This is a genomic window from Pseudoalteromonas issachenkonii (assembly GCF_002310795.1).
Classification (GTDB): domain Bacteria; phylum Pseudomonadota; class Gammaproteobacteria; order Enterobacterales; family Alteromonadaceae; genus Pseudoalteromonas; species Pseudoalteromonas tetraodonis.
Genome location: NZ_CP011030.1, coordinates 3033296 through 3059420 on the forward strand (window position 1 = coordinate 3033296; position 26125 = coordinate 3059420).

24 protein-coding genes are annotated in these 26125 nt (G+C 40.9%); 10 read left to right on the top strand and 14 right to left on the bottom strand.

Going from position 1 to position 26125, the window contains the following annotated elements; translation table 11 throughout:
• Nucleotides 1–14 precede the first annotated feature (14 nt).
• The 6 genes from PISS_RS14045 to PISS_RS14070 all read right to left on the bottom strand — a co-directional run bounded on the left by PISS_RS14045 (nt 15) and on the right by PISS_RS14070 (nt 7640).
• Complete coding sequence (locus PISS_RS14045; protein WP_008114819.1) at nt 15–1283, bottom strand: inorganic phosphate transporter; 1269 nt, start codon at nt 1281–1283, stop codon at nt 15–17.
• Between the two features lie 39 nt (nt 1284–1322).
• Entirely contained in the window at nt 1323–1997 is a 675-nt protein-coding gene (locus tag PISS_RS14050; RefSeq protein ID WP_008114817.1) for a TIGR00153 family protein, read from the bottom strand.
• A 150-nt stretch (nt 1998–2147) separates the two neighbouring features.
• Nucleotides 2148–2849 (bottom strand): phosphate signaling complex protein PhoU, encoded by a 702-nt coding sequence (gene phoU / locus PISS_RS14055; protein WP_008114815.1) that lies wholly within the window; start codon nt 2847–2849, stop codon nt 2148–2150.
• A 44-nt stretch (nt 2850–2893) separates the two neighbouring features.
• Complete coding sequence (gene pstB / locus PISS_RS14060; RefSeq protein ID WP_008114812.1) at nt 2894–3721, bottom strand: phosphate ABC transporter ATP-binding protein PstB; 828 nt, start codon at nt 3719–3721, stop codon at nt 2894–2896.
• A 19-nt stretch (nt 3722–3740) separates the two neighbouring features.
• Nucleotides 3741–5390 carry a phosphate ABC transporter permease PstA gene (gene pstA, locus PISS_RS14065; RefSeq protein ID WP_013465994.1) on the bottom strand — a complete coding sequence of 550 codons (1650 nt, stop codon included), beginning with the start codon at nt 5388–5390 and terminating at the stop codon, nt 3741–3743.
• A gap of 15 nt (nt 5391–5405) precedes the next feature.
• Nucleotides 5406–7640 carry an ABC transporter permease subunit gene (locus tag PISS_RS14070; RefSeq protein ID WP_058155305.1) on the bottom strand — a complete coding sequence of 745 codons (2235 nt, stop codon included), beginning with the start codon at nt 7638–7640 and terminating at the stop codon, nt 5406–5408.
• A 356-nt stretch (nt 7641–7996) separates the two neighbouring features.
• Here PISS_RS14070 and PISS_RS14075 point away from each other — a divergent pair, with 356 nt between their 5' ends.
• A complete protein-coding gene (locus tag PISS_RS14075; protein ID WP_013465996.1) occupies nt 7997–8503 on the top strand; it encodes a glycine cleavage system transcriptional repressor in 507 nt (168 codons plus the stop codon).
• A 70-nt stretch (nt 8504–8573) separates the two neighbouring features.
• On the opposite strand, the gene PISS_RS14080 is transcribed toward PISS_RS14075, so the two are convergent.
• The 7 genes from PISS_RS14080 to PISS_RS14110 all read right to left on the bottom strand — a co-directional run bounded on the left by PISS_RS14080 (nt 8574) and on the right by PISS_RS14110 (nt 17591).
• Nucleotides 8574–9029 (bottom strand): hypothetical protein, encoded by a 456-nt coding sequence (locus PISS_RS14080; RefSeq protein ID WP_058155306.1) that lies wholly within the window; start codon nt 9027–9029, stop codon nt 8574–8576.
• A 144-nt stretch (nt 9030–9173) separates the two neighbouring features.
• Nucleotides 9174–12290, bottom strand: coding sequence for an efflux RND transporter permease subunit (locus PISS_RS14085; protein ID WP_096040841.1), 3117 nt, complete (start codon nt 12288–12290; stop codon nt 9174–9176).
• A gap of 8 nt (nt 12291–12298) precedes the next feature.
• Nucleotides 12299–13798: an efflux RND transporter periplasmic adaptor subunit gene (locus tag PISS_RS14090; protein WP_058155307.1), complete on the bottom strand. Its 1500-nt coding sequence runs from the start codon at nt 13796–13798 to the stop codon at nt 12299–12301.
• Complete coding sequence (locus PISS_RS14095; protein WP_058155308.1) at nt 13788–15113, bottom strand: TolC family protein; 1326 nt, start codon at nt 15111–15113, stop codon at nt 13788–13790. Before PISS_RS14095 ends, PISS_RS14090 begins: the two co-directional genes overlap by 11 nt.
• A 103-nt stretch (nt 15114–15216) precedes the next feature.
• Nucleotides 15217–15591, bottom strand: a complete 375-nt coding sequence (locus tag PISS_RS14100) for a hypothetical protein (RefSeq protein WP_013466001.1) — start codon at nt 15589–15591, stop codon at nt 15217–15219.
• Between the two features lie 63 nt (nt 15592–15654).
• Nucleotides 15655–16263: a paraquat-inducible protein A gene (locus PISS_RS14105; RefSeq protein ID WP_058155309.1), complete on the bottom strand. Its 609-nt coding sequence runs from the start codon at nt 16261–16263 to the stop codon at nt 15655–15657.
• A 53-nt stretch (nt 16264–16316) separates the two neighbouring features.
• Complete coding sequence (locus tag PISS_RS14110) at nt 16317–17591, bottom strand: EAL and HDOD domain-containing protein (RefSeq protein ID WP_058155310.1); 1275 nt, start codon at nt 17589–17591, stop codon at nt 16317–16319.
• Nucleotides 17592–17858: 267 nt separating this feature from the next.
• On the opposite strand from PISS_RS14110, the gene PISS_RS14115 reads away from it, so the two are divergent.
• Both PISS_RS14115 and PISS_RS14120 read left to right on the top strand, forming a co-directional pair.
• Nucleotides 17859–18425 carry a PhnA domain-containing protein gene (locus tag PISS_RS14115; RefSeq protein WP_024601949.1) on the top strand — a complete coding sequence of 189 codons (567 nt, stop codon included), beginning with the start codon at nt 17859–17861 and terminating at the stop codon, nt 18423–18425.
• Nucleotides 18426–18560: 135 nt separating this feature from the next.
• Nucleotides 18561–19367 (top strand): META domain-containing protein, encoded by an 807-nt coding sequence (locus PISS_RS14120; protein WP_058155311.1) that lies wholly within the window; start codon nt 18561–18563, stop codon nt 19365–19367.
• 381 nt (nt 19368–19748) lie between these two features.
• On the opposite strand, the gene PISS_RS14125 is transcribed toward PISS_RS14120, so the two are convergent.
• Complete coding sequence (locus PISS_RS14125; protein ID WP_013466006.1) at nt 19749–20588, bottom strand: 23S rRNA (adenine(2030)-N(6))-methyltransferase RlmJ; 840 nt, start codon at nt 20586–20588, stop codon at nt 19749–19751.
• Between the two features lie 238 nt (nt 20589–20826).
• On the opposite strand from PISS_RS14125, the gene PISS_RS14130 reads away from it, so the two are divergent.
• The 7 genes from PISS_RS14130 to PISS_RS14160 all read left to right on the top strand — a co-directional run bounded on the left by PISS_RS14130 (nt 20827) and on the right by PISS_RS14160 (nt 26084).
• Nucleotides 20827–21057 carry a hypothetical protein gene (locus PISS_RS14130; RefSeq protein ID WP_008466311.1) on the top strand — a complete coding sequence of 77 codons (231 nt, stop codon included), beginning with the start codon at nt 20827–20829 and terminating at the stop codon, nt 21055–21057.
• Nucleotides 21057–21362: a cell division protein ZapA gene (locus PISS_RS14135; protein WP_058155312.1), complete on the top strand. Its 306-nt coding sequence runs from the start codon at nt 21057–21059 to the stop codon at nt 21360–21362. The genes PISS_RS14130 and PISS_RS14135 overlap by 1 nt, the downstream gene beginning before the upstream one ends.
• A gap of 56 nt (nt 21363–21418) precedes the next feature.
• Nucleotides 21419–22438: an MBL fold metallo-hydrolase gene (locus tag PISS_RS14140; RefSeq protein ID WP_028835560.1), complete on the top strand. Its 1020-nt coding sequence runs from the start codon at nt 21419–21421 to the stop codon at nt 22436–22438.
• Between the two features lie 56 nt (nt 22439–22494).
• Entirely contained in the window at nt 22495–23943 is a 1449-nt protein-coding gene (locus PISS_RS14145) for a transglycosylase SLT domain-containing protein (protein ID WP_024601946.1), read from the top strand.
• A gap of 66 nt (nt 23944–24009) precedes the next feature.
• Complete coding sequence (locus tag PISS_RS14150; RefSeq protein ID WP_024601945.1) at nt 24010–24498, top strand: FKBP-type peptidyl-prolyl cis-trans isomerase; 489 nt, start codon at nt 24010–24012, stop codon at nt 24496–24498.
• Nucleotides 24499–24519: 21 nt separating this feature from the next.
• Nucleotides 24520–25248 (top strand): SDR family NAD(P)-dependent oxidoreductase, encoded by a 729-nt coding sequence (locus PISS_RS14155; protein WP_058155313.1) that lies wholly within the window; start codon nt 24520–24522, stop codon nt 25246–25248.
• Nucleotides 25245–26084 (top strand): amidohydrolase family protein, encoded by an 840-nt coding sequence (locus tag PISS_RS14160; protein ID WP_024601943.1) that lies wholly within the window; start codon nt 25245–25247, stop codon nt 26082–26084. Before PISS_RS14155 ends, PISS_RS14160 begins: the two co-directional genes overlap by 4 nt.
• The last annotated feature ends 41 nt before the right edge of the window (nt 26085–26125 follow it).

Sequence of the window (26125 nt, forward strand, 5' to 3'; positions counted from 1 at the left end):
TTAAGTACTTTTTATTAAACCCCAAAAGCGGTTCTTAGTACGTAGAAAATAACAATAGCAAGGGCAGCACCAACTGGCAATGTAATTACCCAAGAAACTACAATATTTCTTATTACACCCATATTAAGTGCGGCAATACCACGTGCCATACCTACACCCAACACGGCACCCACTAGGGTTTGTGTGGTTGAGATAGGTAAGCCTGTGCCCGATGCAATAACAACGGTAGATGCAGCGGCTAATTCAGCAGCAAAACCACGGCTTGGTGTTAAATGTGTAATTCCTTCACCAATGGTTTTAATTACTTTTTTGCCTAAAATAGCAAGACCGGCAACAATACCTAAACCACCCAGTGGTAATATCCACCAAGCAATAGCCGCTTTCTTCGCGATTTCACCATTATTTTCAACAATGTTTACAACAGCAGCTAGTGGTCCAATTGCATTAGCAACATCATTAGAACCATGAGCAAATGCCATACAACAGGCTGTTAGCACCATAAGTACTGCAAACACTTTTTCTACATTGTTAAACTGCATTTCTCTATCCGCTTTAGGATCGATATTTAAACGAGAAATCGCAATTTTACCAATAACAGCAACTAGTACCGCTATACCTATAGAAATAGCAAAACCTTCAAAGGTACCTAAATTAATACCAATGTGCTTTAAGCCTTTTTTAATGGTCACAAGTGCCATAATAAAGCCAGCTAAACCCATGTATATTGGTACAAAGCGCTTGGCATTTTTAAGTGGAGCGTCTGTATCAAATATCAGCTTTTGCGCACTCATAAATATTAAGTACGCTATAAAACCTGATATCGCCGGCGTTACAATCCAGCTACCTACGATACCGGCAACCTTACCCCATTGAATAGCCTCTGTGCCTACTGCAACCAGAGCAAAGCCAATAATAGCGCCAATGATTGAATGAGTCGTCGATACCGGCCAGCCTAAAAACGAGGCCATTAATAACCAACTGCCCGCGGCAAATAAAGAGGCGATCATACCTAAAATCATCAATTCAGGAATGTCGGCAAATGGGGCCGCATCAATAATCCCTTTACGAATTGTTGATGTTACTTCACCACCGGCTAAATAAGCACCTGCAAACTCAAAAATCATCGCGATAAAAATCGCTTGTTTAATGGTAAGTGCTTTTGAACCTACTGATGTACCCATCGCGTTGGCAACGTCATTTGCGCCAATACCATAAGCCATAAAAAAGCCGACTGCTGCGGCAATTAAAATTAATACCGTGCCGTAAGATGCAATGATATCCATTGTGTAACCTTAATCTTTCGTGTTTGAACTGATTTTAAATTAACGAGCTAACATCAGCTCAAGACGTGATCCTACGCGCTCTGCAATATCTGCAAGCTCGCCAACCCATTCAATGATTTTGTATAAAAACATTACATCTACTGGATTTAGCTCACTTTCTACTTTACGTAGTTGGCGGCGTATTCTAATTTGCATTTCATCCGTGTCTTGTTCTATGGCATCCAATTCTACGAGCATTTTTTCAACCAGAGTAACTTCTCTGCCTTTAAAGCCCGTTTCTAACAATTCTTCTAATTCATTAATCGCTTTAGATGCTTGTTTTGTTGCATCAACACAACGAGTTACATACGCCAAAAAGTCTTCTTGAATCTCTTTTGGTATGATCATCTCACGACCAATTACACGCCCAGCAATGTCTTTTGCCTTATTAGCAATTTTGTCTTGTTGGGTTACTAATTCGAGAAGGTCTGTACGCTCTACCGGCATGAATAATCCGCCAGGTAGTTGTAAGCGTATAGTTCTTTTCATTTCATCGGCTTCACGTTCTAAATTACGAATAGTTAAACGTAGCTCTTCAGCTTGTTGCCATTCTTCTTTAAAAACATGATTAAAAAAAGGTATCAAACTTTCGCTTGCTTGATGCGCTTTTCTGATGTGTTCTTCTATTGGTTTTATAGGTGATTTTGCAAAAACACCTAAAAAATTTGTTGGCATAACTGACCCTTTAATCAATTCAATATGCTGTTCAGCGTGAATTTTACAGCATTAAGCTAGATTGTGAACGCTTTTTCTCATTCAATTATTTACAAAAAATAAAAAAGGCAGTGTATTACTGCCTTTCTTATTTTCTAGTTATTCGTATCACTACAGTGATTTTTCAATATCTTCTTGAGATGTATGACGAATATCTTTACCGTTTACAAAATAAATGACATATTCAGCGATGTTTTGACAACGATCACCGATACGCTCTAATGAGCGAACAGACCATACTAAATCCATAATTTTTGGAATTGAGCGCGGATCTTCCATCATGTACGTCATTATTTGACGGGTGATAGCTTCATACTCTCTATCTACTTTAGCATCCTCTTTATGCACTTCAAATGCACGTTGCACATCCATACGTGCAAATGCATCTAAAACGTCATGCAGCATTTTAGATACTTGGCGACCCATATTTTCAATATTTACTAATAAATCTTGTTGATCCTTAGTAAATGAGTCTAGTGCAACTTTAGCAATTCGCTTAGCTTCATCACCAATTCTTTCTAAATCAGCAATGGTTTTTGCTATTGCAATTACTAAACGTAAATCACTGGCTGCCGGTTGGCGCTTAGCAATAATACGGGTGCAATCCTCATCAATACTGACTTCCATTGCATTAACTTTGTAGTCGTTTTCACGTACTTTTTGTGCCAATACCGCATCGTTTTTGCTAACTGCATCAAGCGCGCTATTAAGTTGTTGCTCAACCAACCCACCCATACTCAGTACATGGTTTCGCACATCTTCTAACTCTTGGTTAAAACGACCAGAAATATGTTTATTAATGTTGTGTTCCATAATGACCTTCTTTAATAATTCATTGTTTTAGCGTTTTAACCCGACTAGCCGTAGCGTCCGGTAATATAATCTTCAGTTTTTTTCTTCGTTGGTGTGGTAAATAAGGTATTGGTATCTGAATACTCAATGAGCTCACCCATATACATAAACGCGGTTTGATCAGATACCCGCGCTGCTTGTTGCATGTTATGAGTAACAATAACCACAGTAAACTTATTCTTTAAATCATTAATTAGTTCTTCAATCACTAAAGTTGAAATCGGGTCGAGTGCTGATGTTGGTTCATCAAGTAATAATACCTCTGGCTCTATCGCAATTGAGCGAGCAATAACTAAACGCTGCTGCTGACCACCCGATAAACCAAATGCGCTATCGTGAAGTCTGTCTTTTACTTCATCCCATAATGCCGCACCACGTAGCGATTGCTCTACCACTTCATCAAGTTTACGCTTTTCTTTGATCCCTTGCAGGCGAAGACCGTAAACCACATTCTCGTAGATTGATTTAGGAAACGGGTTTGGACGCTGAAACACCATGCCAACATTACGACGAAGCGCAGCAACATCTACGCTTTTGTCGTAAATATTTTGCCCGTGCAGCATTATTTCGCCTTCTATGCGACAAATATCAACCAAGTCATTCATACGGTTAATACAACGCAGCAAAGTTGACTTACCACAACCCGACGGACCGATAAATGCCGTTACTTGGCCTTTCGGAATGTTCATATTTACTTTACTCAGTGCTTGTTTATCACCGTAGTAAAGGTCGAGATCTTTAATTTCTAGCGCTTTTTGTTCGTCTGTTAAATTATTTAAATCTAACTTCAAGCTTGGCTTTGCTTGGTTTACTTTTGGAGCGACTGTAATCATGTTTGTTACCTATACTAAATTAATGCTCAAGCGATCTGAATTTTTCACGTAAATGGTTGCGTATACCAATGGCGGTGATGTTAAGGGTAATAATAACCGACACTAACAAAAAGGCCGTTGCATATACCAGCGGACGCGCCGCTTCAACGTTAGGGCTTTGAAAGCCAACATCGTAAATATGAAAACCTAAGTGCATGAACTTTCTATCTAAGTGTATGTAAGGGAAGTTACCATCAAGCGGCAACGTTGGTGCCATTTTTACCACACCCACCAGCATAAGCGGTGCAACTTCACCCGCAGCACGAGCAACCGCTAAAATTAACCCCGTCATAATAGCAGGACTGGCCATAGGAATAATGATTCGCCATAACGTTTCTACCTTAGTCGCGCCCAGTGCTAATGAACCATCACGTACTGTGCTTGGAATACGAGATAAACCTTCCTCGGTTGACACAATTACCACAGGCAGAGTTAATATAGCTAAGGTGAGTGCCGACCACATCACACCGGGTGTACCAAATACAGGCGTAGGCGATGACTCTGGGTAAAATAGTTGGTCAACACTGCCACCTACCATATACACAAAGAAACCTAGACCGAATACACCATATACAATTGACGGAACACCCGCTAAGTTAATAACCGCAATACGGATCATTTTAGTAATTGCGTTTTTAGCTGCATATTCATGCAAATAAATGGCGGCAACCACACCAAATGGTGTCACAATCACAGCCATTAACATCACCATGAATACCGTACCAAAGATAGCAGGAAATACACCGCCTTCGGTATTGGCTTCACGTGGGTCATCTGAAACAAACTTGCCTAACTGCACAAAGTAATGGCCTAGTTTAGCAAAAAAGCCCATATCGTTTGGAAACCATACATCCAACACTTGATAAAGCGGGATAGTAACAATCTCACCACGCATATCTTTCACAGTTACTTGGTCACGCTTAGCTTGGTTACGCAGTGCAAATAACTCTTTTTCAAGCTCACCATATTGCGCACGTAAATCAGCACGGGCTTGAGCAAGTTCAGCTACGCGCTCATCAGTTAGCTCGTTATCAAGCAAATAGGCTTTTTCCTGCAAACGTAAACGCTCTAACTCGTAGTTTATATGACCAATATCACCATTTTGTAAATCCAGTGCTTCGTCATTTAAGTCAACCGCACGCTCTACAAGATCATGTAATGTTTCAACTTTATCTGTAGTTATTGTTTCACCATCTTTGATTACTGATTCTACATAACCGTAAAAGTTACCGTTTTTGCTACGCTCAAATACCGCGAGTGCTTTTGGTGCTGAGCTTTGTGTAATATCAGTTTCAAGTATCCAGCGAAAGTCTAAATCTACATACTCACGGTTACCGGTTTTAATTAGTAAACGCTCAACCTCGTCTTTTTCAAATTTAGAAACATCAATACCGGTTGCCGCTAAACGCGACTTAGGTACTAATTCACGGTCGTAAATTTCACCAATAACGGTTTGTTTAGTAATCGAGCCCTCAAGCTCATATTGCATAACTTGAGATGGCCAAAAAAAGCTTAATCCCTTCCATGCAATCATGGCGAGTAAACCAATTACTGAAATTAAACTGATGCTGACGGCACCACCGGTCATCCAAATCCAAGGAGAACCAGACCTAAACCACTGCTTTACCATGTCGTGTTTCTCCACTTACATTGAGCTATATTTTTCACGCAGCTGCTGACGAACAAATTCAGCAACGGTGTTGAAAATAAAGGTAAATATGAATAATACAAAGGCGGCTAAGAATAGAATTCGATAATGCGAACTCCCCACTTCCGACTCTGGCATTTCGACGGCAATATTAGCGGCTAAGGTACGCATACCTTGGAAAATACTCCAATCCATAATCGGCGTATTACCGGTTGCCATCAGTACAATCATGGTTTCGCCTACGGCGCGACCTAACCCCATCATGACCGCAGAGAAAATACCTGGGCTAGCCGTTAGTAACACCACGCGAATTAGCGTTTGCCACTGCGTTGCACCTAATGCTAACGAGCCATTGGATAAATGCTTAGGAACGCTGAAAACCGCATCTTCCGCAATTGAGAAGATAGTGGGAATAACCGCAAAGCCCATCGCAATACCAACCACAAGCGAGTTACGCTGATCGAAAGTCATACCAAGCTCATTGGTTAAGTATTGACGCACATTGCCATCAAACATCCACAGTTCAATACTTTCGCTCATCGCAAATGACAACCAACCAATAAATAACACCACAGGAATTAATAAAATTGAATGTGAGCCTTCAGGAATTTTATGGCGAATAGCTGCAGGTAATTTAGTCCAACCTAAAGCGGTTGCTAAAATACCTAATGGCAGTAATACGAGTAAGCCAACAATAGCCGGCAGGTGCTCTTCAATTAAAGGCGCTAACCACAAGCCAGCTAAAAAGCCGAGTATTACCGTTGGCAGAGCTTCCATTATTTCAACGGTCGGCTTAACCACGCGACGTAATTCGCTCGACATAAAGTAAGCGGTGTAAATAGCGGCTGAAATAGCAATAGGCACAGCAAATAACATTGCATACATAGCAGCCTTTAAAGTACCAAATGAAATTGGTACCAATGAAAATTTAGATTCAAAGTCATCACTTGCAGACGTTGATTGCCAAATATAACCCGGCTCAGGGTAACCTTCGTACCATACTTCTTGCCAAAGCGCTGACCACGTTACTTCTGGGTGTTCGTTATGAATTTCTAATACCGTTAGCTTGTTATCAGCCAAAATTAACGCCGCATTTGAGCGAGGAGCAATGGCAAAGTGTTCAATTGCACCGTCACTGACTTTACCTTGCCACAACTTTGCTTCGCTGGTTGTGTAATAAATGCCTAGTTCACCATTTTGACCAGTTGTAAAAAAGGTACGGCGGTAGAATTCAGTAAAAACATTGAGCTTACTTTGCTTAGTGGTTTCAAACGAACGAATTTTTTGAAACTCGCGACCTGAGTCAGTGTTTACTTCAAACCACTGCGATATTTCACCATTATCATTGGCCAGCATCAGGGAGTTTGCGCCAGCTAATAATTGTGATGACACGATATTAGCATTTTCTTCGTTGGCAGATAATAATTGGATTTGCTCTACTTCACTTGGGTAGCGAGTATCGAATACGTAAATTTGATTAGCAGAGCGAACAAATGTGCGGGTGGTATCCGGCGACATTAATAACTCATCTACGCGACCATCAACGTTCAATTCGGTACGTTCAACTTGCCATTCGACTTCACCTGTAAACATATTTTCTTCGGCTACAAAGCTGCTAAATACCACACGTTTATCGGCGGTAAGTGCCACAACGGCTGTTTTTTCCTCATAATGGCTAAAGGCAAAACGCTTAATAGCAGCACCTTGTTCATCAACTTCTAACGCCATCTCACCCAATGGATAACCTAAACGCGGGCTTAATTTACGTTCATTATTAGGGAAGGTGACTAAAAACTTAGGCGCAACAATAGTTACGGTGCCATCTTCTAAGCCATACGCATAATGACCTTGAAAAGGGGCACTATTTGCAAAGCTGGTTACCTTCGCAGGTAAAGTGGCATTAAGTGTTTTTAGTTTTTTACCAAAGTTTGCTTTATCAACACTATAGAAGTTAACTTGACCTTGATTATCAAGTAAGTAAGCAACCTCAGTTTGTTCTTCAACACCAAGCCCAACTATTTGCTCAGCATTAGCAACATTAAAGCTAGCGCGCTTTTCAACTTTAGCTGACTCGAAAATAGGCTGCACTACATAAAGAAGGTAAAAAAAGATCAATAGCAGTGCTATTAATACCATTATACCGCCTGCGGTTATGCCAAACTTAGCAAACCGGTCTTTAAATAGACGGCTTCGATCCGTATTAAAAGTCGGTTTATTCGGATTTGAAGTCATCAAAACACCCTTATATCTTAACGTTGGGCGCATTATATTTCATCAAAGTGACAGTAATGTTACAGTCGTAATAATTCTTTACTGGAACCACGAAATAATATTAAAGTATTGTTTTATTGAATGATTGTATTTATTTATGTGTTATTAATAAACTAAATCAATTATTAATTGGACAAACTATTTATCCAAGACAATACTCAATGGGCATCTAATATAACAATAATAAAGTAACCTATTAAGATATAACAATCCTTTTGTGGTTAGCTTTTACATACATTAAGAATCACATACATTAGATCGCATCACTTAATGCCTATGCATTTATTTTTTCATTTGGGCTTAAAAAGAGAACTATTATGAAGCAGTTGGTAATAACCATTTTAGGGGAAGATCGCCCCGGTTTAGTAGAAAGTATTTCATCGGTTATATTGGAAAACCACGGTAATTGGTTAAGCAGTAATTTAAGTCATTTGCTTGGCCACTTTGCTGGCATTATACAAGTTGAGGTGGCTGAAGAGCATTTACAGGCATTTCAAGATGCGCTTAATGGGCTTCCTAAATTAGATGTCCGTATTGAAAAAGGCAACACCGAAATTGAGCCTGTTGAACTCGAGCAGCTTAATTTTGTGATCACCGGGAACGATCGTCCCGGTATTGTCCAAGAGTTGGCAAGTGTTATTCGTCATAAAGGCGCTAATATTACGAACTTAAACTCAAGGCAGCAAAGTGCGCCAAACTGGGGGGTGCCAATTTTTAGTGCCGTTGCCACCGTTAGCCTGCCTAATGGGCTTAACAAAGACGAAGTAATTAACGCTCTTGAGTCAATTACGAGTGACTTAGTGGTTGATGTAGAGCAAAGTTAAATCAGTACTACTAGTATGAACACGAAAAAGGCGCTAATTACAGCGCCTTTTTTATGCATAACACCCAGTGCTACATATCTACATGACGGTTAATACTTTGCATCATCTGCTTCAGACCTTGCTCTTCGAGCTGTAAGATCTCCCCTAGCTTTTCTTGAGCCTCTGGTGACTGCGCTTTATCTGCCAAATAACTATATGCATTTAATACTTTTTGATGCTGCTGAGATAAATACTCTTGAATTACTTGCTCATCTAACTGGTTACTGCGATCTAAATCAGTAAAGTTAATAATTTCTGAGTGCTCTGAAAAATATTCATAACAATACGTATCTAATGTGTTTATTTGCGTGATGGCTTTAAAGCCAATTAAATCCTCAGCGAGCTTTTTTTCATACTCAACACAATAATCAATTAGCTGTTTGTTATGCTCCCCGAGTAGGTCCTTTACACTAAAAAAATTAGCGGCCATTTGTGTGTGAAATTGAACGGTCCAATCGAACACTTCTTGGATTGTTTTAACTTGCATGTGCGTTCCTTACTATTTAACCCTAATGATTAAATAGATGCGTGAATCATGCCAATAAAAAATACAATAAAATCAGAAGGTAAAGTAAAGTTGGGTAACTTGCACTGATTTTTTACAGTACAAGTTACACAACCAGTGTAAAAATTATAGGTTTCGCTTTCGCCATAATAAATACACAGCAGGCAATACCAGCAATGTTAAAACAATGGCGCTAAACATACCGCCAACCATGGGGGCGGCTATTCGACTCATTACTTCACTCCCCGTGCCTGTGCCATATAAAACAGGTAACAGGCCAATCACTATGGTTGCTACCGTCATCATTACCGGGCGAACGCGCAAACCGGCGCCTTCTAATATGGCATGCTTAAGCTGCTCAATACTCATGCTTTTTCCTAATTGAGAGGCGGCCTGTACCTGCGCTTTATAGGCTTGGTTTAAATACACCAACATAATAACGCCTATTTCTACGGCCACCCCAGCAAGGGCAATAAAGCCGACCCCCACAGCAACAGAGAAATTAAAGCCTTCTAAATACATGAGCCAAATACCCCCTATCATCGCCAGTGGTAATGTCGCCATAATAATAAATACTTCAGTGAAGCTTCTAAAATTCAGGTAAAGCAGCACCACAATAATGGCTAAGGTTAACGGCAACACATAACTCAGTTTCGCCTTAGCGCGCTCCATGTATTCATATTGCCCTGCCCAAGTTATAGAATACCCTGCGGGTAAAATTAGCTGCTCGTTTAGTAACTGCTGAGCACTTTCTACGTAGCTGCCAATGTCAGTATCTTTAATATCAATAAAGCTCCAACCATTTAAACGGGCATTTTCACTTTTTATGCCAGGAGGGCCATCGCTAATGTATACATCAGCCACATCGGCAAGTGCAATGCGTTGCCCAGCAGGGGTTACAATAGGCAGCAGCATTAACTCCTCTGGTGAATCACGATACGCTTGCGGATAACGAATATTAACCGGGTAGCGCTCTTGACCCTCAACCGTTTCAGTCACGTTCATCCCGCCAATAGCGGTTGCGACCACTTGCTGCACATCTGCAATATTTAAACTATAACGCGCTGCTTTTTCGCGGTTAATATCGACCTTAATATAACGCCCACCCGCTACTCGCTCTGAGTAAACCGATGCGGTACCTGGAAGATCTTTAAGCAGCACTTCTATTTGTTGGCCAATTTTTTGAATTTCATTCAAATTAGGCCCCGCGACTTTTATACCCACTGGGGTTTTAATCCCTGTAGCCAGCATATCTATTCGCGTTTTAATTGGCATTACCCAAGCGTTTGTGAGTCCTGGAAATTTTACTAAAGCATCCAGCTCTTGTTTGAGCTTTTCGGTGGTCATGCCTTCTCGCCACTGATCTTTAGGCTTAAACTGTATAAAGGTTTCAATCATGGTCAGTGGTGCCGGATCGGTTGCCGTTTCCGCTCGTCCAATTTTACCAAATACGGTTTTTACCTCGGGCACAGTGGCAATCAGCTTATCGGTTTGCTGTAATAGCTCGCGCGCTTTACCAATAGAAATCCCAGGGTAAGTGGTTGGCATATACATTAAATCCCCCTCATCAAGAGGTGGAATAAACTCACTGCCTATTTTATTAACCGGATAAAAGCCCACTAAAGTAATAATCAGTGCCACCAACAAGGTGCTTTTTGGAAATTTTAATACTATATTTAACAGTGGCTTATAACTATTTACCAATAAACGGTTTACCGGATTTTTATTTTCAGATATCACCTTACCGCGAATAAAGTACCCCATCAGTACGGGTACTAAGGTAATTGCTAAGCCGGCAGATGCCGCCATTGCATAGGTTTTTGTGTAAGCTAATGGCGCAAACATTCGCCCTTCTTGAGCTTCTAAAATAAACACCGGCATAAAGCTAACTGTAATGATTAATAAGCTAAAAAATAATGCAGGCCCTACTTCACTGGCAGAATCAATCACCACTTGCCAACGATTTTCATCGGTCAGCGGTTTTTTCTCCATGTGTTTATGCATGTTTTCAATCATCACAATCGCACCATCGGTCATGGCACCTATCGCTATAGCAATGCCCCCTAACGACATAATGTTGGCATTAATCCCTTGCCAATACATAATAATAAAGGCGGTGAGTATGCCTAAGGGCAAGGTAATAATAGCCACCAGCGATGAGCGTACATGGAATAAAAACACCACACACACTAAAGCCACTACAATAAGCTCTTCCATCAATTTAGAGGTGAGGTTGTCAACTGCGTCTTTTATTAAGTGAGAGCGATCGTACACAGGTACAATTTCAACCCCCTCAGGCAGGCCTTTTTTAAGTGACTCCAATTTAGCTTTGACGAGCTCTATAGTTTTTTGCGCGTTTTCACCAAAGCGCATCACTACTACGCCACCAGCCACCTCGCCTTCGCCGTTAAGCTCGGCAACACCACGGCGCATTTGAGGACCTAAACGCACATTAGCAACATCACGTAACTGCAGTGCAGTACCGTTAGCGTTTATACCTAGAGGAATCGCTTCTAAATCAGCCACACTTTTTACATAGCCAGTGCTGGTAACCATGTATTCGGCTTCTGCCATTTCAACAACTGATGCCCCCATTTCTTGGTTGCCTTGCTTAATGGCAGTTTGAATAAGGCTTAGCGGAATACCATAGGCACGTAACTTATCGGGCTGTACGTTAACTTGGTATTGTTTCACCATGCCACCTACCGATGCTACTTCGGATACACCGGGCACAGTTTGCAGTTCAAACTTTAAAAACCAATCTTGTAAACTGCGTAGTTGGCTTATGTCATGCTTACCTGTGGTATCAGTGAGTGCATATAAATACACCCAACCAACTCCTGTGGCATCCGGGCCTAGCTCTGCAATTGCCGTATTAGGTAAACGCGCAGATACTTGACTTAAATATTCTTGAACACGACTTCGTGCCCAGTATAAATCGGTGTCTTCGTCAAAAATAACGTACACGTAGGAGTCACCAAAAAACGAAAAACCGCGTACTGTTTGCGCCCCTGGTACCGATAACATCGCCGTGGTTATAGGAAATGTGACCTGATCTTGCACTACTTGCGGCGCTTGCCCAGGGTAAGATGTTTTAACAATAACCTGTACATCAGATAAATCGGGTAAGGCATCTACTGGGGTATTTTTTACAGCATACAAGCCGCCACCAATCAATATAGCGGTCAGTAACAGTACAAAAAAACGATTAACAACAGACCAGCGAATAATTGCAGTAATCATAACCACTCCTACTCGTGCTGACTGTGCATAGCATGCACAGAAGTCATTGTATGGATCACAAACTCACCTTGCTCAATACTAAAGGTAAATGTAACTTCATCATTTAGCTTAAACGCCTCAATCGTTACATTTTTTGCTAACACAAAGTCCATAGTTGCAGGTCCGCGCCCCCACTTTTCAATCGCTTCACGGCTAATATTCATAACCCGCGTGCTAGGGTCAATGCTGTTGATAACCCCATTCACAGTAGCCATGCTTGGGTCACTATCACTCATTGCCATGGTGCTGTGCGAAGGGGCTTGCATACGCTTAAAGTCAGAGCTTTTACTCGACTCTGAATCAATTAAAAACTGTGCTGAAGTAACCACTTCATCTTCAGCCATAACACCCGATAAAATCTCAGTATGAGTCGCATCGCTTCGCCCTAAGGTTACTTCAACCGATTTAAAACGCCCCTCACCAAGCGCAATTACAATGCGGTTTTGGCTACCAGTGCGAATAACCGCCTCTTTAGGCACAATTAACTGCTTTTCAGCTTTTTGGCTATGAATACTCACTTGCGCAAACATATTTGGTTTTAACTGATGACCTTCGTTATTAAAGCGCAAACGCACTCGTAAAGTACGATTTTTAGCATCTAAAGTAGGGTAAATATAATCCACTTGCCCTTGCCAACGTTGACCACTTAAATAATCGAGTGTCATGGTTACCGGTAAGCCAACACGGATCAGCTCAGCTTGGCGTTCAAATACCTCAGCCTCAACCCACACTTCGTCAAGCTGAGCAATACTCATCATTGATGTATCTGGTTTAACGTAAAACCCTTCACGAATATTAAGCTCATCAACAACGCCACCTTGGCGAGAATAAAAAGTAATGTTTTGTAGTACTTGCTGACTTTTTTGTAAGCGTGAAATAAAACCCTCAGACACATTAAGCGATTTTAAACGTGCTTTAGCCGCCCGAATTAACACCGGATTATTGCGCTTTAACGCTAAAACAAACTCTTCTTGGGCATTGACTAATTGCGGTGAATACAAGGTATAAAGTGGCTCATCTTGTTTAACCTGATCGCCTGCGGCCTTCACATATAACGTCTCTACCCAGCCCTCTACCCGCGGGTGAATATGAATGAGCTGGTCTTGGTTATACTGTACATAGCCTACCGTGTTGACTTCATTTTCCAGCGCTGCAAACTCCACCGGTGCCGTGCGTACACCTAAGTTATTGATCACGGTAGGTGAAATTTTAACACTGCTGGGGCCTTTATTTGCATCACTGTCTGACTCTTCATAAACAGGCACTAAATCCATACCCATAGGTGATAAACCCGGTTCATCACGACGATAATTACTGTCCATTGGTGCCACCCAATAAAGCGGCTCTTTTTTACTATTGGTTTTGTTATCGCTTGGCATAGTGTGCTCAGCTGGCAAGCTCAATAATACCCCGGCCGTCAGCGCTGCACTGCATATAGCCACCAATGACAATTTAAAATTAGTATTCATAGGTTAGCTCCTGCTGTGATAAGTTTTTTAAGCTGGCGTCATCAGCACTGGCGTAATAATTTAACCGTGCAATAATAATTTTTTGATCAACGTGAATATTAAGTGCGTCTATTTTGGCATTTAATTCGCTGATCCGCGCTTGCATCACATCCGAAAAATTACCATCATCGCGGGTATAAGCATTCAGGGTCGCTTGGGATTGCTCGGCCATTTGCGGCAATAATTTAGTTTTATAGAGCGCTGCTCGCTGACTTAATCGTGTTAGTTGGCTGACTTCCTTAAAGTACATTCCTTGTAGCTTTTTAAGGGCAATTAATTTTTGTGTTTTTGCCTCTTCGCTATCAGCAATCGCGGCATTAACGAGTTGATCTTGGCGATTGTCGGTAAATAGCGGTAAATCTATACTCACTCCTACAGAGAAAAGGTCGGCTCGTGAGCCCCCCATTGGCATATCATCGCGATAACCATATCCCATATTCACACCAATTTGCGGTTTATAGCCTTGCTCAGCCACACTTATTTGAGTTTGCTTTGCCTCTATTGCATTATCAATCGCCATAATAGCGGGGTGCTTTAATAGCAATGCCATTAATTGCTGAAACTCTAATTCCGTGTAGTTTTTTAACGCTACAAGCGCTGAAAAGTCATCACCAACAGGCTGGCTTAGCATGTCGATTGGCAACCATTGTGTTAACCGCTTTTTAGCACCTTGTAGCTGTTGATCAAGTTGCATTAGTTTATCTTCAAGGCGGGTTAGCTCTAATTGCGCACGAATAATATCTTGTTGGCGTGTTTTACCCACCGAGCTTACATAACTTGATTCGGTAATATCGATTAACTGAGTAAACAAGGCTTTGTCCTGCTCAATAAGTGCAATAGTTCGCTGCGCTCTGTAAGCATTGAGCCATGACTCGGTAACTGTGGTTTTTACCTGCGCGAGTCTATCTTTACGAAGCCAAGGCTCTACCGCAGCCGACTGAGACAGTGCTTTTTGCTGCAATGCTAAACTATCGCCTCGGCTTAACGATTGGCTAATTCCTACTTTAAATTGGGTCATATTTTCTTGATCAAAAGCAAAACCATTAGTGGGTAAGTTCATTAACCCTAGCGTGAGTACCGGATCAGGTAAGGTACCTGCGGCAATACTTTTTGCTTCAATTGATGCTTGTTTTTGTTTGCTGGCTTTAAGCCAAGGCTCATGGTTTAAGGCATAGTTAATTGCCTCATTTAAACTCAGTTCAGCACTGTGTACAGAGAGACTAATGCTCAATAAGCTGCTCACAAAAACAGCTTTTAATACTGCAAAGTGATTCATCACTTGCTCCACTTAAAATTAAAAAATAAAAAACGATTAATTTTTTAAGCAGATAGATGACAAAAAGCTAAATGACTAGATTTTAAACACACCTATCCTGCGGTTATGCAGGCATAGGAGGACGATAAAGAGATCGTGCAAAATTAGGTTGGCGCTGCATGACAGCAAGGTGCACTTTTTCAGAGGGTAATTTGGAAGCTATAAATAGCGAGTTTACATGCAAGGCCGAATGCGAATTACAAGCACTCATTGGGCAACTGCAATCTTGGGTTAACGTGCTTTGCTCACTACAGCAATCCATAGACATGGTTGTTGTATCAGCGTCGTCACTCATTGCCATTTCACTATGCTGCATCGATGCATGGGTTGCCATGTTCATATGCGGCACATCACATACCATAGATACAGACGCAACAGCTTGACCCACAAAAGTGAGTAGCAAGGTCAGCGTGAGTAAAATACAGTAAATACGTTGCAATGAAATAACCTAAAAGTAAATAGACGCTAAAAGTTTATGGTAACTGCGTTTAAAACTCAATCATTAACTGGTTTTTACCACTGGCTTTATCAAGCTACTAGCCGCAATAGCGAACAGGCAATAGCCGGTAAAATACCAAAAACCAGTACCAAACTCAGCATGCATATTAAGTAAGTCTTCTGAGTTCGCGTTTGCATTACCAGCCATGTAAGCCACGATTAATGCAATAACAAACACATCCACCATACTCCATTTACTTAAGCCAATTATCACTTTACCAAGCTTGTACTTAAACGAAGTCTCCTTCAGTGCACAATAAAACAATTGAAGCAGCAGCTTAATTGTTGGGATCACTATTGAAAAAAACGCCACTAATATCGCCACTAAGTAGTTTTTGTTATCGGCCAGTTCGTTAACGGTGCCCCAAATACTACGCGTTTTTTGATAAGCGCTGATCTCGCCTTCAAGTTTGTCTAATCCCAACATACTCGAGATCATCATTAGCATATTACGGGTGTTTTGATTTCCTTCATCTGCCAGCATTTCAATACCGGCTTGAGCAAGTTTAGATTTATCAATTTTGCCTTCCATACTCAACACCGGCTGTGTCACCCCGGGGATCAATAAAGCTAAGGCAATTAAAATAGTCGTGATAGGTAAAAGTAAACGCATGGTGTAATACTAAGTAAAATCAATATGTGCCAATCATACCCAAACGTTTTGCGTTAGTCTTGTTCAATAATGGTGGCTAATAACTCATCCGCATATTGGCGCGCATCTAACATGGCTGTATACACCAGCTCTATATCTGATGCAGGGCGAATAGTCTCTAGCAACTTTTCAGCCAATTGCCAGTTATCTTCTTCTACTGCTTTTATTAAATGTAATGAGTTCCCCATCATGCCATCAAAACTTAAAAGTGCACCAGATAACTCAGCCCCTAAACTAAACTCTTTGGCAATAGCTTCCAGTTCCATATCTAAAATAGCATCAAGCACCGACATCAAGCCGACTAAATAGCCTTGCTCTGCAATAATCTTTCCGCCGGGCTCTAAAATCAATTGCATAAACTGCGCTCTACATAAACCTAAACGAGTAAGTTCACTAGGCTTGTCTGAGCCAAGTTCGCTCAGCGCCAGTACTCGTACAAACTTTCTAATAGAATCTTCCCCTAAATACACAACCGCTTGTGGAATTGACGTAATCACTAAATTTTTATTAGCAGAGCGAGCATTAACTAGTTTGAGAACACGTGCGGTTAAACCCACATCTTTAGAAATACGTTGATTAATTTCGTTAAAATCCAAGTCAGGACGAGATGTGCAGCGCAATAAATCAAAAACCGCCATTTTTAACGGCTCAACATTACCGTAACTGAGCATTTCTGGCCGTGCAAAAAAGAATCCTTGAAAGTAATCGCATCCAGCTTCTTTAAGCTGCCTAAATTCGTCATAGGTTTCAATTCGCTCTACCACTATTTTAACCTCAGGGTAATTGCGTTTAAGCTTTTTAAGTAGCATGGTGGTTTTTATTATAGGCTCTTCTACTTCAAGCTTTATATAATCAACCAAACTGAGCAAAGGTTGCCATTTTTCATGCGCGTCATAATCATCTAACGCAAATACATACCCTGCTTTTTTTAGCTCAGTTACTCGTTGAGTAACAAGCTCGATATTTTCAGTACGCTCAACAATTTCAATTACAGTATTTTCAGGCTGCAATAATGTAGGTAAATCCTCTAAAAGTCCTTCACTAGATAGGTTTATAAACACGGTCTGATTAAGCGCCAGCTTTTCCACCCCAACCAGCATTAACGCATTAAAAAAAAGTCGCCCAGTGGCCTGCCCGTCGGTTGTTCCCGCAGGAAAGGCATTATTAACTGAATCGCGATAAAGTAACTCAAAGGCAAAAATGCTTCTATCAGCATGAAAAATGGGTTGCCTAGCAATATATTGAGTGACCAAAATAGATGAATTTTTTACGTCTGGATTATTTGGCATTACCCTTCCTGTTTTGCAGTGATGTGAGCGTTATTTTTATTGTTATACCTAACCAGTATAGTGAAACTTTAAAGACTTGCTGCAATTTTAATTCGAATAAAAAACAAGCGACTAAGCCTAAATTTATATTCTTAAAATAAAAACCTTTATTAACCTTATTTTTTATAAGGTTTTGCTGCTATCAGCCGCTCTGAGCATACCCAAAGGTTATGGTTATAAGGTATAATGCTCTTATATATTTTTTATAAACTCACAAGAGCCCCTAATATGAGCATTGAACAAGCCTTAATAGAGCGTAGCAACAACCAATGTGAACTCTGCGCAGCAACAGATAACTTAACTGTATACGAAGTACCTCCAGTTACCGAAGCTCATTCAGATAAATGCATTTACACCTGTCAAACATGTAAAGATCAAATTGAAGGCACCCGCGATTTAACTCCTACTCATTGGCATTGTTTAAATGACAGCATGTGGAGCCAAACACCGGCGGTACAAGTTGTTGCTTATCGCATGCTGACACGACTAGCAGCCGATAATGGCTGGGCACAAGACGCACTTGATATGATTTACCTTGAAGAAGACACATTAACTTGGGCTCAGCAAGCGCTTGCTGAAGATGATGATATTAAACACATTGATAGTAATGGCGTAGTGCTACAAGCTGGCGATACCGTCACCTTAATAAAAGACTTAGATGTGAAAGGTAGCAGCTTAACGGCAAAGCGCGGTACTGCTGTGCGCAATATTGGCTTAACCAGCAACCCAGAACATATTGAAGGGCGTGTTGATGGACAACGTATTGTAATTTTAACTAAATACGTTAAAAAATAAGTAACGAATCAAGGCGCCTAGCGTCTTTTTTTATATCTCAACTTTCTGTATTGGCTGTATTTACAAGTTAAGCGATGATTAAGTAACTTAGCCGTATGCTACTGTTTATATCCGTAATTATATCTAGGAACTGTTATGTTCTCACCAAAGCCAAACTCAATCTTAAAGTCGGTTGCAGGCCTATGTTTTTTAGCAAGTGGCACACTTATGCTTAGCGCATGTAACGATGACACCGCACAGCAAAATAGCGCTGTGAAACAAACAACAGCCTCTCTACCAGTACAAGTTAGCTACCTAGATCGCAGCCTATTAGCGCCTAATTCACAGCTAACCGTTACCTTGGTTGATGTGTCAAAAATGGATGTGGCAGCAACCGTTATTTCTGAGCAGGTAATTGATTTAGTAGGCGCACCTCCGTATAAAGTAGAGCTTGAATACAACCTTGAAAAAATTGATCCAGCCCATCGCTACAGCGTGCGCGCAACCATTAATAATCAAGGAAACTTACTATACACCAGCACAACAAGTAACTCGCCTTTTGCTAATACGGCCTCATCAGAGCCTTTAGAAATTATTGTTTCAAAAGTAGCGCCAAAGCCAGACGTTGACTTAGTAAATACCTACTTCAAAGCCGTTTCAATCGACGGCAATCCCGTTGAAGTGAATACTAAAGAGCCATTTATTCAATTTAATAGTGACAACACTGTGCACGGTTTTTTAGGGTGCAATAACTTTAATGGCGGTTATGAAGTATCGAAGCAAACGGTTACTTTTACGCAGTTAGCTACCACGCAAAAAATGTGTCATGACAATATGGCACAAGAAAGCGCCATGGCGGGTGTGCTGCAAGCAGCAACGCAATGGCAAATTAACGGTGAAAAATTAGTATTACAAAATGAGGCAGGCAAGCAACTTGCAACCTTTAACGCTGTTTACTTTTAATTAAGCGTAACAATACTCCGCATCTAAGCAGATCAGTATAAAGCCCAGTTAAACTAGGGTATGTTGATCTTTCAAGGTTAAATTTGCAGCAGTCTGTTTGGTATTTAGGCAAGGCAGAGCCTATATGGTGTGGTTATTCCCCATAAATAGGCGATAACGCAGCATCAATGCCAAACAGGCGCTGCCCGAAGGGTTCTGCCTAAGGGCGATTTACTCTTTGTTGCCTACATGGATGTAGGTAAGGGGCGTGAGCAGGACGCGGAAGCTTTGCTCGGTTTTTACTTAGCCCACTAGGTTACAAACCTCGCGCCGCGATTAAACCGCCCCTAGTTTGAACAAATTTTAATCCGCAAAGGTCAACAGACCCTAGGCTTATTTTTTTTATTCGGCAACTAACTGCTCGCTGCGATAAAAGCCACTTGGCTTACTCAACAAGCTTACTAGTTCAGGTAACACGTCATCCATAGTTTGTTTCAGCTTCCAGGGTGGATTTATCACTATCATTCCAGAGGCGGTCATACCATGTACTTCTGTATCTGCTTCAGTACCTAATTCAAATAATTGAATATTTTTAATGCCCGCGTCAATTAAACCCTGCTCCATATTATCAATACGTTCTCTGTCCACAACCGGATACCAGATCATGTAAGTCCCTGTTGCAAAGCGTTGATGTGCTTTAACAATGGTTTGTACTACCGTATTGTAATCGTCTTTTATTTCATAAGGTGGGTCTATTAACACACATGCTCTGCGCGAAGCTGGCGGTAACAAACCAATTAAGCCTGCAAACCCATTTTCGCCGCGTACACGAATAGAGCGCTTACCTTGCATGTTTTCTTCAAGTAAGACTAAATCTCGCGGATGCAGCTCAAAAAACCAGCCCTTATCTTGACGGCGTAAAAAGTGCTCGGCTATTTTTGGTGAGCCTGGGTAAAACGCCAGCGATGCGCTCTCATTAAATGATTTTATTAGCTCAATATAGTCATTTAAGGCACTGTGTTGGCTAGTATGTTGCCACAGTTTTTCAATGCCATCTTGGTACTCTTGGGTTTTTTGCGCGTCAGGTGCAGCAAGCTCAAAAAAACCAGCCCCCGAATGCGTATCAATATAGTCAAGCGGCTTATCTTTAATTGTTTGATAACCCAGTACTTGCGCTAACACTAAATGTTTAAGTACATCGGCAGGGTTGCCCGCATGAAAGGAGTGTCTGTAACTAAGCATTATTTATTTTCACCATACGCTATTTAATAAAATCAGTGAACCATAAGCACACTACTTTGACAATCGATACCAGCAAAAGCGGGGGTTTACGTGAACCGCTTCTGAATGAAAAAGCCAATAGCGTGAATTATCCCTTAACATAGAATAAAAATCACCTAAAACCAGCGTAAATGCTGGCAAATAAACACACTTTGCTTTACATTTGCATGACATTAATTACAGTTATATGAGCGCATTTATGAACAACAACACTCTTCAACAACTCGAACAACTGATCGACCAACTAATTACCCGTAATAATCAGTTACAAACTGATATTTCAGAGCTTAAAGAGCAAAACAGCAAGCTACTTGATGAAAATGAGTTATTGCAGTTAGAAGCCCTTGAAAATGAAGAAAAACAAAAAGATGCAAGTACTACCTTGTCATCATTGTTAGATAAATTACAAAGCGCGCAACAGGCAAGCTAATGTCTGAGCTGCAAAACCAGCGAGTCACTGTTGAATTGCTTGGTAAAGAGCAGCAATTTGCTTGTCCTGCGGGGCAAGAAGAGGCACTAAAAGCGGCCGCCAAAAATCTGAATGATTTAGTTGAACAAATGAAACAACGTTCAACAGTCAGAAACGATCAAAAAGTATTACTTATGGCTGCCTTAAATTTAAGCCACGAATTGCTTGAAGCGAAAACTCAAAAATCAGTTGAGCTTGAATATCAAGATCAACTGATTGATAAATTGAGTCAGTACTTAAGCTCGAACTCTGAGCACACTAAATAAAAGCGCATTTTGCGCTTTTATTGTTTTTACCGTCAAAAATACAGCTAGAGATAAAGATGCAACTATTTTTAAGTAAAGCTCAAAAAATAGGTAAGTGCTTACTGCCTTTAATTTGCTTGTTTATGCAAACAAAAAGCGAGGCAGCAATTGAGTGGCAACCGTTGTCAGCTAATATTCAATTTCTTAAGCAACCTGAAAGGCTTCGTTTTTACGACTCTAACCAAGTATTAATTGAAGGCAGTGAATGTGCATTACTCGTTGATGCCAGTGGTAACTTTGCGGCAGTAGAACAACTGGTAACTGAGCTAAAACAACGTCTAAAGACGCCTTTGTGTTATTTAGTTGCAACCCACTTTCATGACGATCACTTACTGGGGATGGCGGTTATGCAGCATTACTTCCCAGACGCAAAACTTATTACTCACCAACAAGTCGCTAACGACTTTTCGCTTTACCAGCAAGCTTTAACAGACAAGCTAGAGGGATTCGAGAAAAGCATTGAGCTGAGCTATCAACGATTAGCCACCTTACCCGATGCTGAGCAAGTTCAATGGCGAGAAAAGCTTACCCGCGCTAAAAAGCGCTTATTTCGCTGGCAAGACTATCAATTAACACCACCAAAAATGAGTATTAGTGAATCTAAAACGTTAGATTTAGGTGGCTATACACTCACTATAAACCCGCACCAGGCACATACTAATGGCGATTTAACACTACTTGCCGACAAAGGTAAAACCTTAATTGGTGGTGATATCATCGATTGGTTACCCTACCCTGGGCATGGCGAGCTTAAGCAATGGCAACGCTTATTAAAAAAATATATAAATAATAATACGCTGTCACTTTTTATTCCTGGGCATGGCGATTTAGTCGATAAAGTTAAACTAAAACAGTCACTCACGTTTTTAGAAGCGATTACGGAGCATGCTAAAAACAACCCTGAAGCTAGTATTGAGCAATTACAAAAAAACTTCCCTATTGAGGCACTAAAACCTTATCAACAAGAACCACTTGATATAAAATCAAGTCACTTATTTTTGCAATCGGGATTACTTCGCGCTAAAAACAGTCAATAACTGAACACAATGGATTGTGTTAAAATATGGAAATATATTTTTTAAAAAGGAACAAAATGCGTCACTTGATCTTATGCTTTGCCATTGTATTGCTATGCAGCTGTAAAACCACTCAGCCAGAGATCATTGCGCCTGCAGTTCCCACACCTGTAGAGTCAAAACCGGCATTATCAAATACGCCGACCTCTAAAAACACTCACAAAGTCATTAATAAAAAAGCCACAGCCAAAGCCCCTGAAATAGCTCAACCCACAGAGTTATGGGCACATATTGCTGATAACTTACATTTACCGGTTGAGCAAAATCAGGCGTTAAAAAAACGCATTAACTGGTATTTAAAACAGCCTAATTATTTAAAAATAGTGTCTCGACGTGCAGCGCCTTTTTTATACCATATTGTAAAAAAAGTTGAGCAAAAGCGCTTGCCGATGGAGCTCGCCTTGTTACCATTTGTAGAAAGTGGCTTTAGACCTACCGCACGCTCAAGCGAGCACGCTGTGGGAGTGTGGCAACTCGTTGCAGCAACCGCGCATCATTTTGGGGTTAAATCAGATCAATGGTACGACGGACGCCAGGATGTATTAGCCTCAACCGATGCGGCACTTGATTATTTAAGCTATTTACATAAACGTTTTGATGGTAATTGGCTACATGCACTTGCGGCCTATAATACCGGTGAAGGCCGAGTTAAGCGCGCTATAAAACGCAATCAAAAACGAGGTAAATCAACTGACTTTTGGGCACTAACACTGCCAAAAGAAACCGCTGACTATGTACCAAAACTATTAGCACTGAGCTATTTAGTGAAACACCCTAAGGCAAATTTTAAACGGCCAAAGCTTCCTTATAAAGCACTGACTACCTCGCTAAATGTGGCAAAACAGTTTGATTTTTCAGTTATGGCCAAGCTCTCTGGCATGGGCGCCAAACAACTGCATGCCCTTAATCGGGGTTATTTAAAAAATCAAAGCTCTCCCCATGGACCGCACACTCTGTTATTACCTATAGAGCAACAAGCTTTATTAAAAAACCGCTTTTTTAAAGCCAATTTTGCAGGCGAATACATCGTTAAGAAAAATGACACGCTGTACGGTATTGCTAGGCATTTTGGCCTGCCTTTAGAAGTATTAAAACAGCTCAATAATAAGCAAAATAACTTTATTGGCGTTGGCGAAAAGCTTATTTTAGGGGAGCCGCAAACGTTGCCTGAGTCGCTCACTATTAACTATAAAATAAGCCCTTATCTAGAACAAAAAGAGCAAATCATTCCAACCATCGAGGTAGATTACCACGTAAAACCCGGTGACAACCTTTGGAATATAAGTCAGTTATACGGCGTTGCTCATAGCGATTTAGCGCGTTGGAATAAATTATCTGCCTCAAGCGTATTAAAACCTGGTACTCAGTTGGTTTTATTTATACCCCAAGCTGCGACACCTAAAACCACACCGGCTAAAAAAGATCTGTTACTCGACTTACAAAATACATTAAATCATCCCCGTTAAGTTTCTAAAGCGCAGTATTTCGCGTAAAATTGCTTTTTAATTTATTTAAATCTTAAAGAGACATGCATGCAAATCAGTAAAAATTCGGCCGTTGAATTTCATTACACCCTTAGCGAAGCCGGTGAGCAAATAGAAAGTAGCCTTAACGACGCGCCATTAAGTTACATTCACGGCAGCGAAGGCATGCTACCCGGTTTAGAAACCGCACTTGAAGGTAAAACTGCTGGTGATAAATTTAGCGTAACGTTATCTCCAAGTGAATCATACGGTGAGCGTGTTGATGACTTAATTCAGCGCATTCCGCTTAAGCACCTTCAAGGTGATGTAAAAGTATGGAAACCAGGCATGACTGCTATGGTGCAATCAAACCAAGGTCGCCACCAAGTAACCATTGTAAAAGTAGGCCGCTTTAATGCTGATTGTGATTTAAACCACCCATTTGCTGGTAAAACGCTGACTTTTGATGTTGAGGTTGTCTCAGTTCGAGAAGCAACAAACGAAGAGATTTCTCACGGCCATGTTCATGCTGAAGGTGGTTGCGGCCACGCACATTAATTGCTAATTAAAGGAACAAGTATGTCAAAAGTTGCAATAGTAACCGGTGGCTCTAAAGGCATTGGCTTTGCTGTGGTTCAGCGATTATTAACGAGCGGCTATCAGGTTCATAACCTAGATATTGAACCCAGTAAGAGTGGTGTTTTTCATCAATGTGATGTTAGTAATGTAACCGCCGTACGCCAGTGTATACAGGCTATTATTGAAAAAACACAACGCATTGATGTACTTGTTTCAAATGCTGGCAAGCACCTAAGTGCCACAATTGAGCAAACCGATGAAGCGACATTCGATGCGTTAATGGCACTGAATGTTAAAGGTGCGTACGCGGCTATACAAAGCGTATTACCAGCCATGAAAGCACAACAAGATGGCGCTATTGTGTTAATTGCCTCAGATCAGGCCATTATTGGCAAACAAAACTCATTTGCTTATAACCTGACTAAACATGCATTGGCTTCGATGGCTAAAACCACCGCCTTAGATTACGCAAGCTTTAATATTCGCACTAATGCCGTGTGTCCTGGCACCATAGAAACGCCATTATTTCATAATGCGATTGATGCATACTGCAAAAAAAGTGGCGCAAATAAGGCAGATATTGTTGCCGAAGAAGCTGCTTTACAACCACTTAATCGTTTAGGCCAAGCCGATGAAGTTGCAGCACTGGTAAACTTTTTAGTAAGTCCAGAAGCCAGCTTTATTACCGGCAGTTTGCAACGCATTGATGGCGGTTACACAGCGCAATGAGTACTAAAATTATTGACCCGCATGTGCATTTTTTTAATTTGCTGGAGGGTCAATACACCTGGCTGCAAGGTGCTAACCCACCCGCTTGGCCTAACTTAGATAAAATAAAACAACCGATTAGCGTTGCTGAACTAATCAAAAGTACGGACTTTGAACTCGTTGGTTTAGTGCATATAGAAGCTGGCTTTGATAATGAGCAACCTATTAATGAATTAAACTGGTTAGCAAAGCATATAAAAAGGCTACCTTACAAAGCGATTAGCTTTGCAACAATTAACCAGCCAAATAACGGATTTAAACTAGCACTTAAACATCTAAAACATTCATCCCTTGTCGGCATTAGAGATATCACTGAAGGTCATGATGCCACGCGCTTATTGAACCCTCATTGTCTCGATAACCTGCGCCACTTGAGCCACTTAAAACTGCATTTTGAAGCGCAATTTGAAATAGAAAACCTCAACATCACCGAGCAACTTATTTCTTATGCCAACCAAGTTAGTGACTTACAAATCATCATTAATCACGCAGGGCTTGCACACAACCTTGCTAACTGGGCAACTGCAATTGAACTACTTGCAAAACAGCCTAATGTTGCGATGAAGTTTTCAGGCTTTGAATTACTAATGCTTAATAGCGAGCAGCAAACCCAATGTTTAACACATATTTTAAAGCATTTTGGTATGCAAAGAGTGATGTTTGCCAGCAACTTCCCCGTGTGCCAAATTAACATTAACTACAATGAGTTATGGCAACATTATCGCAGCCTATGTAGCGATGAGCTTACATGGCAACATTTGAGTTACAAAAATGCAGCGCGACTCTATCAACTCTAAATAAAAACCGCTATATTTAGCTCAACAGTTTAAAAAACGAG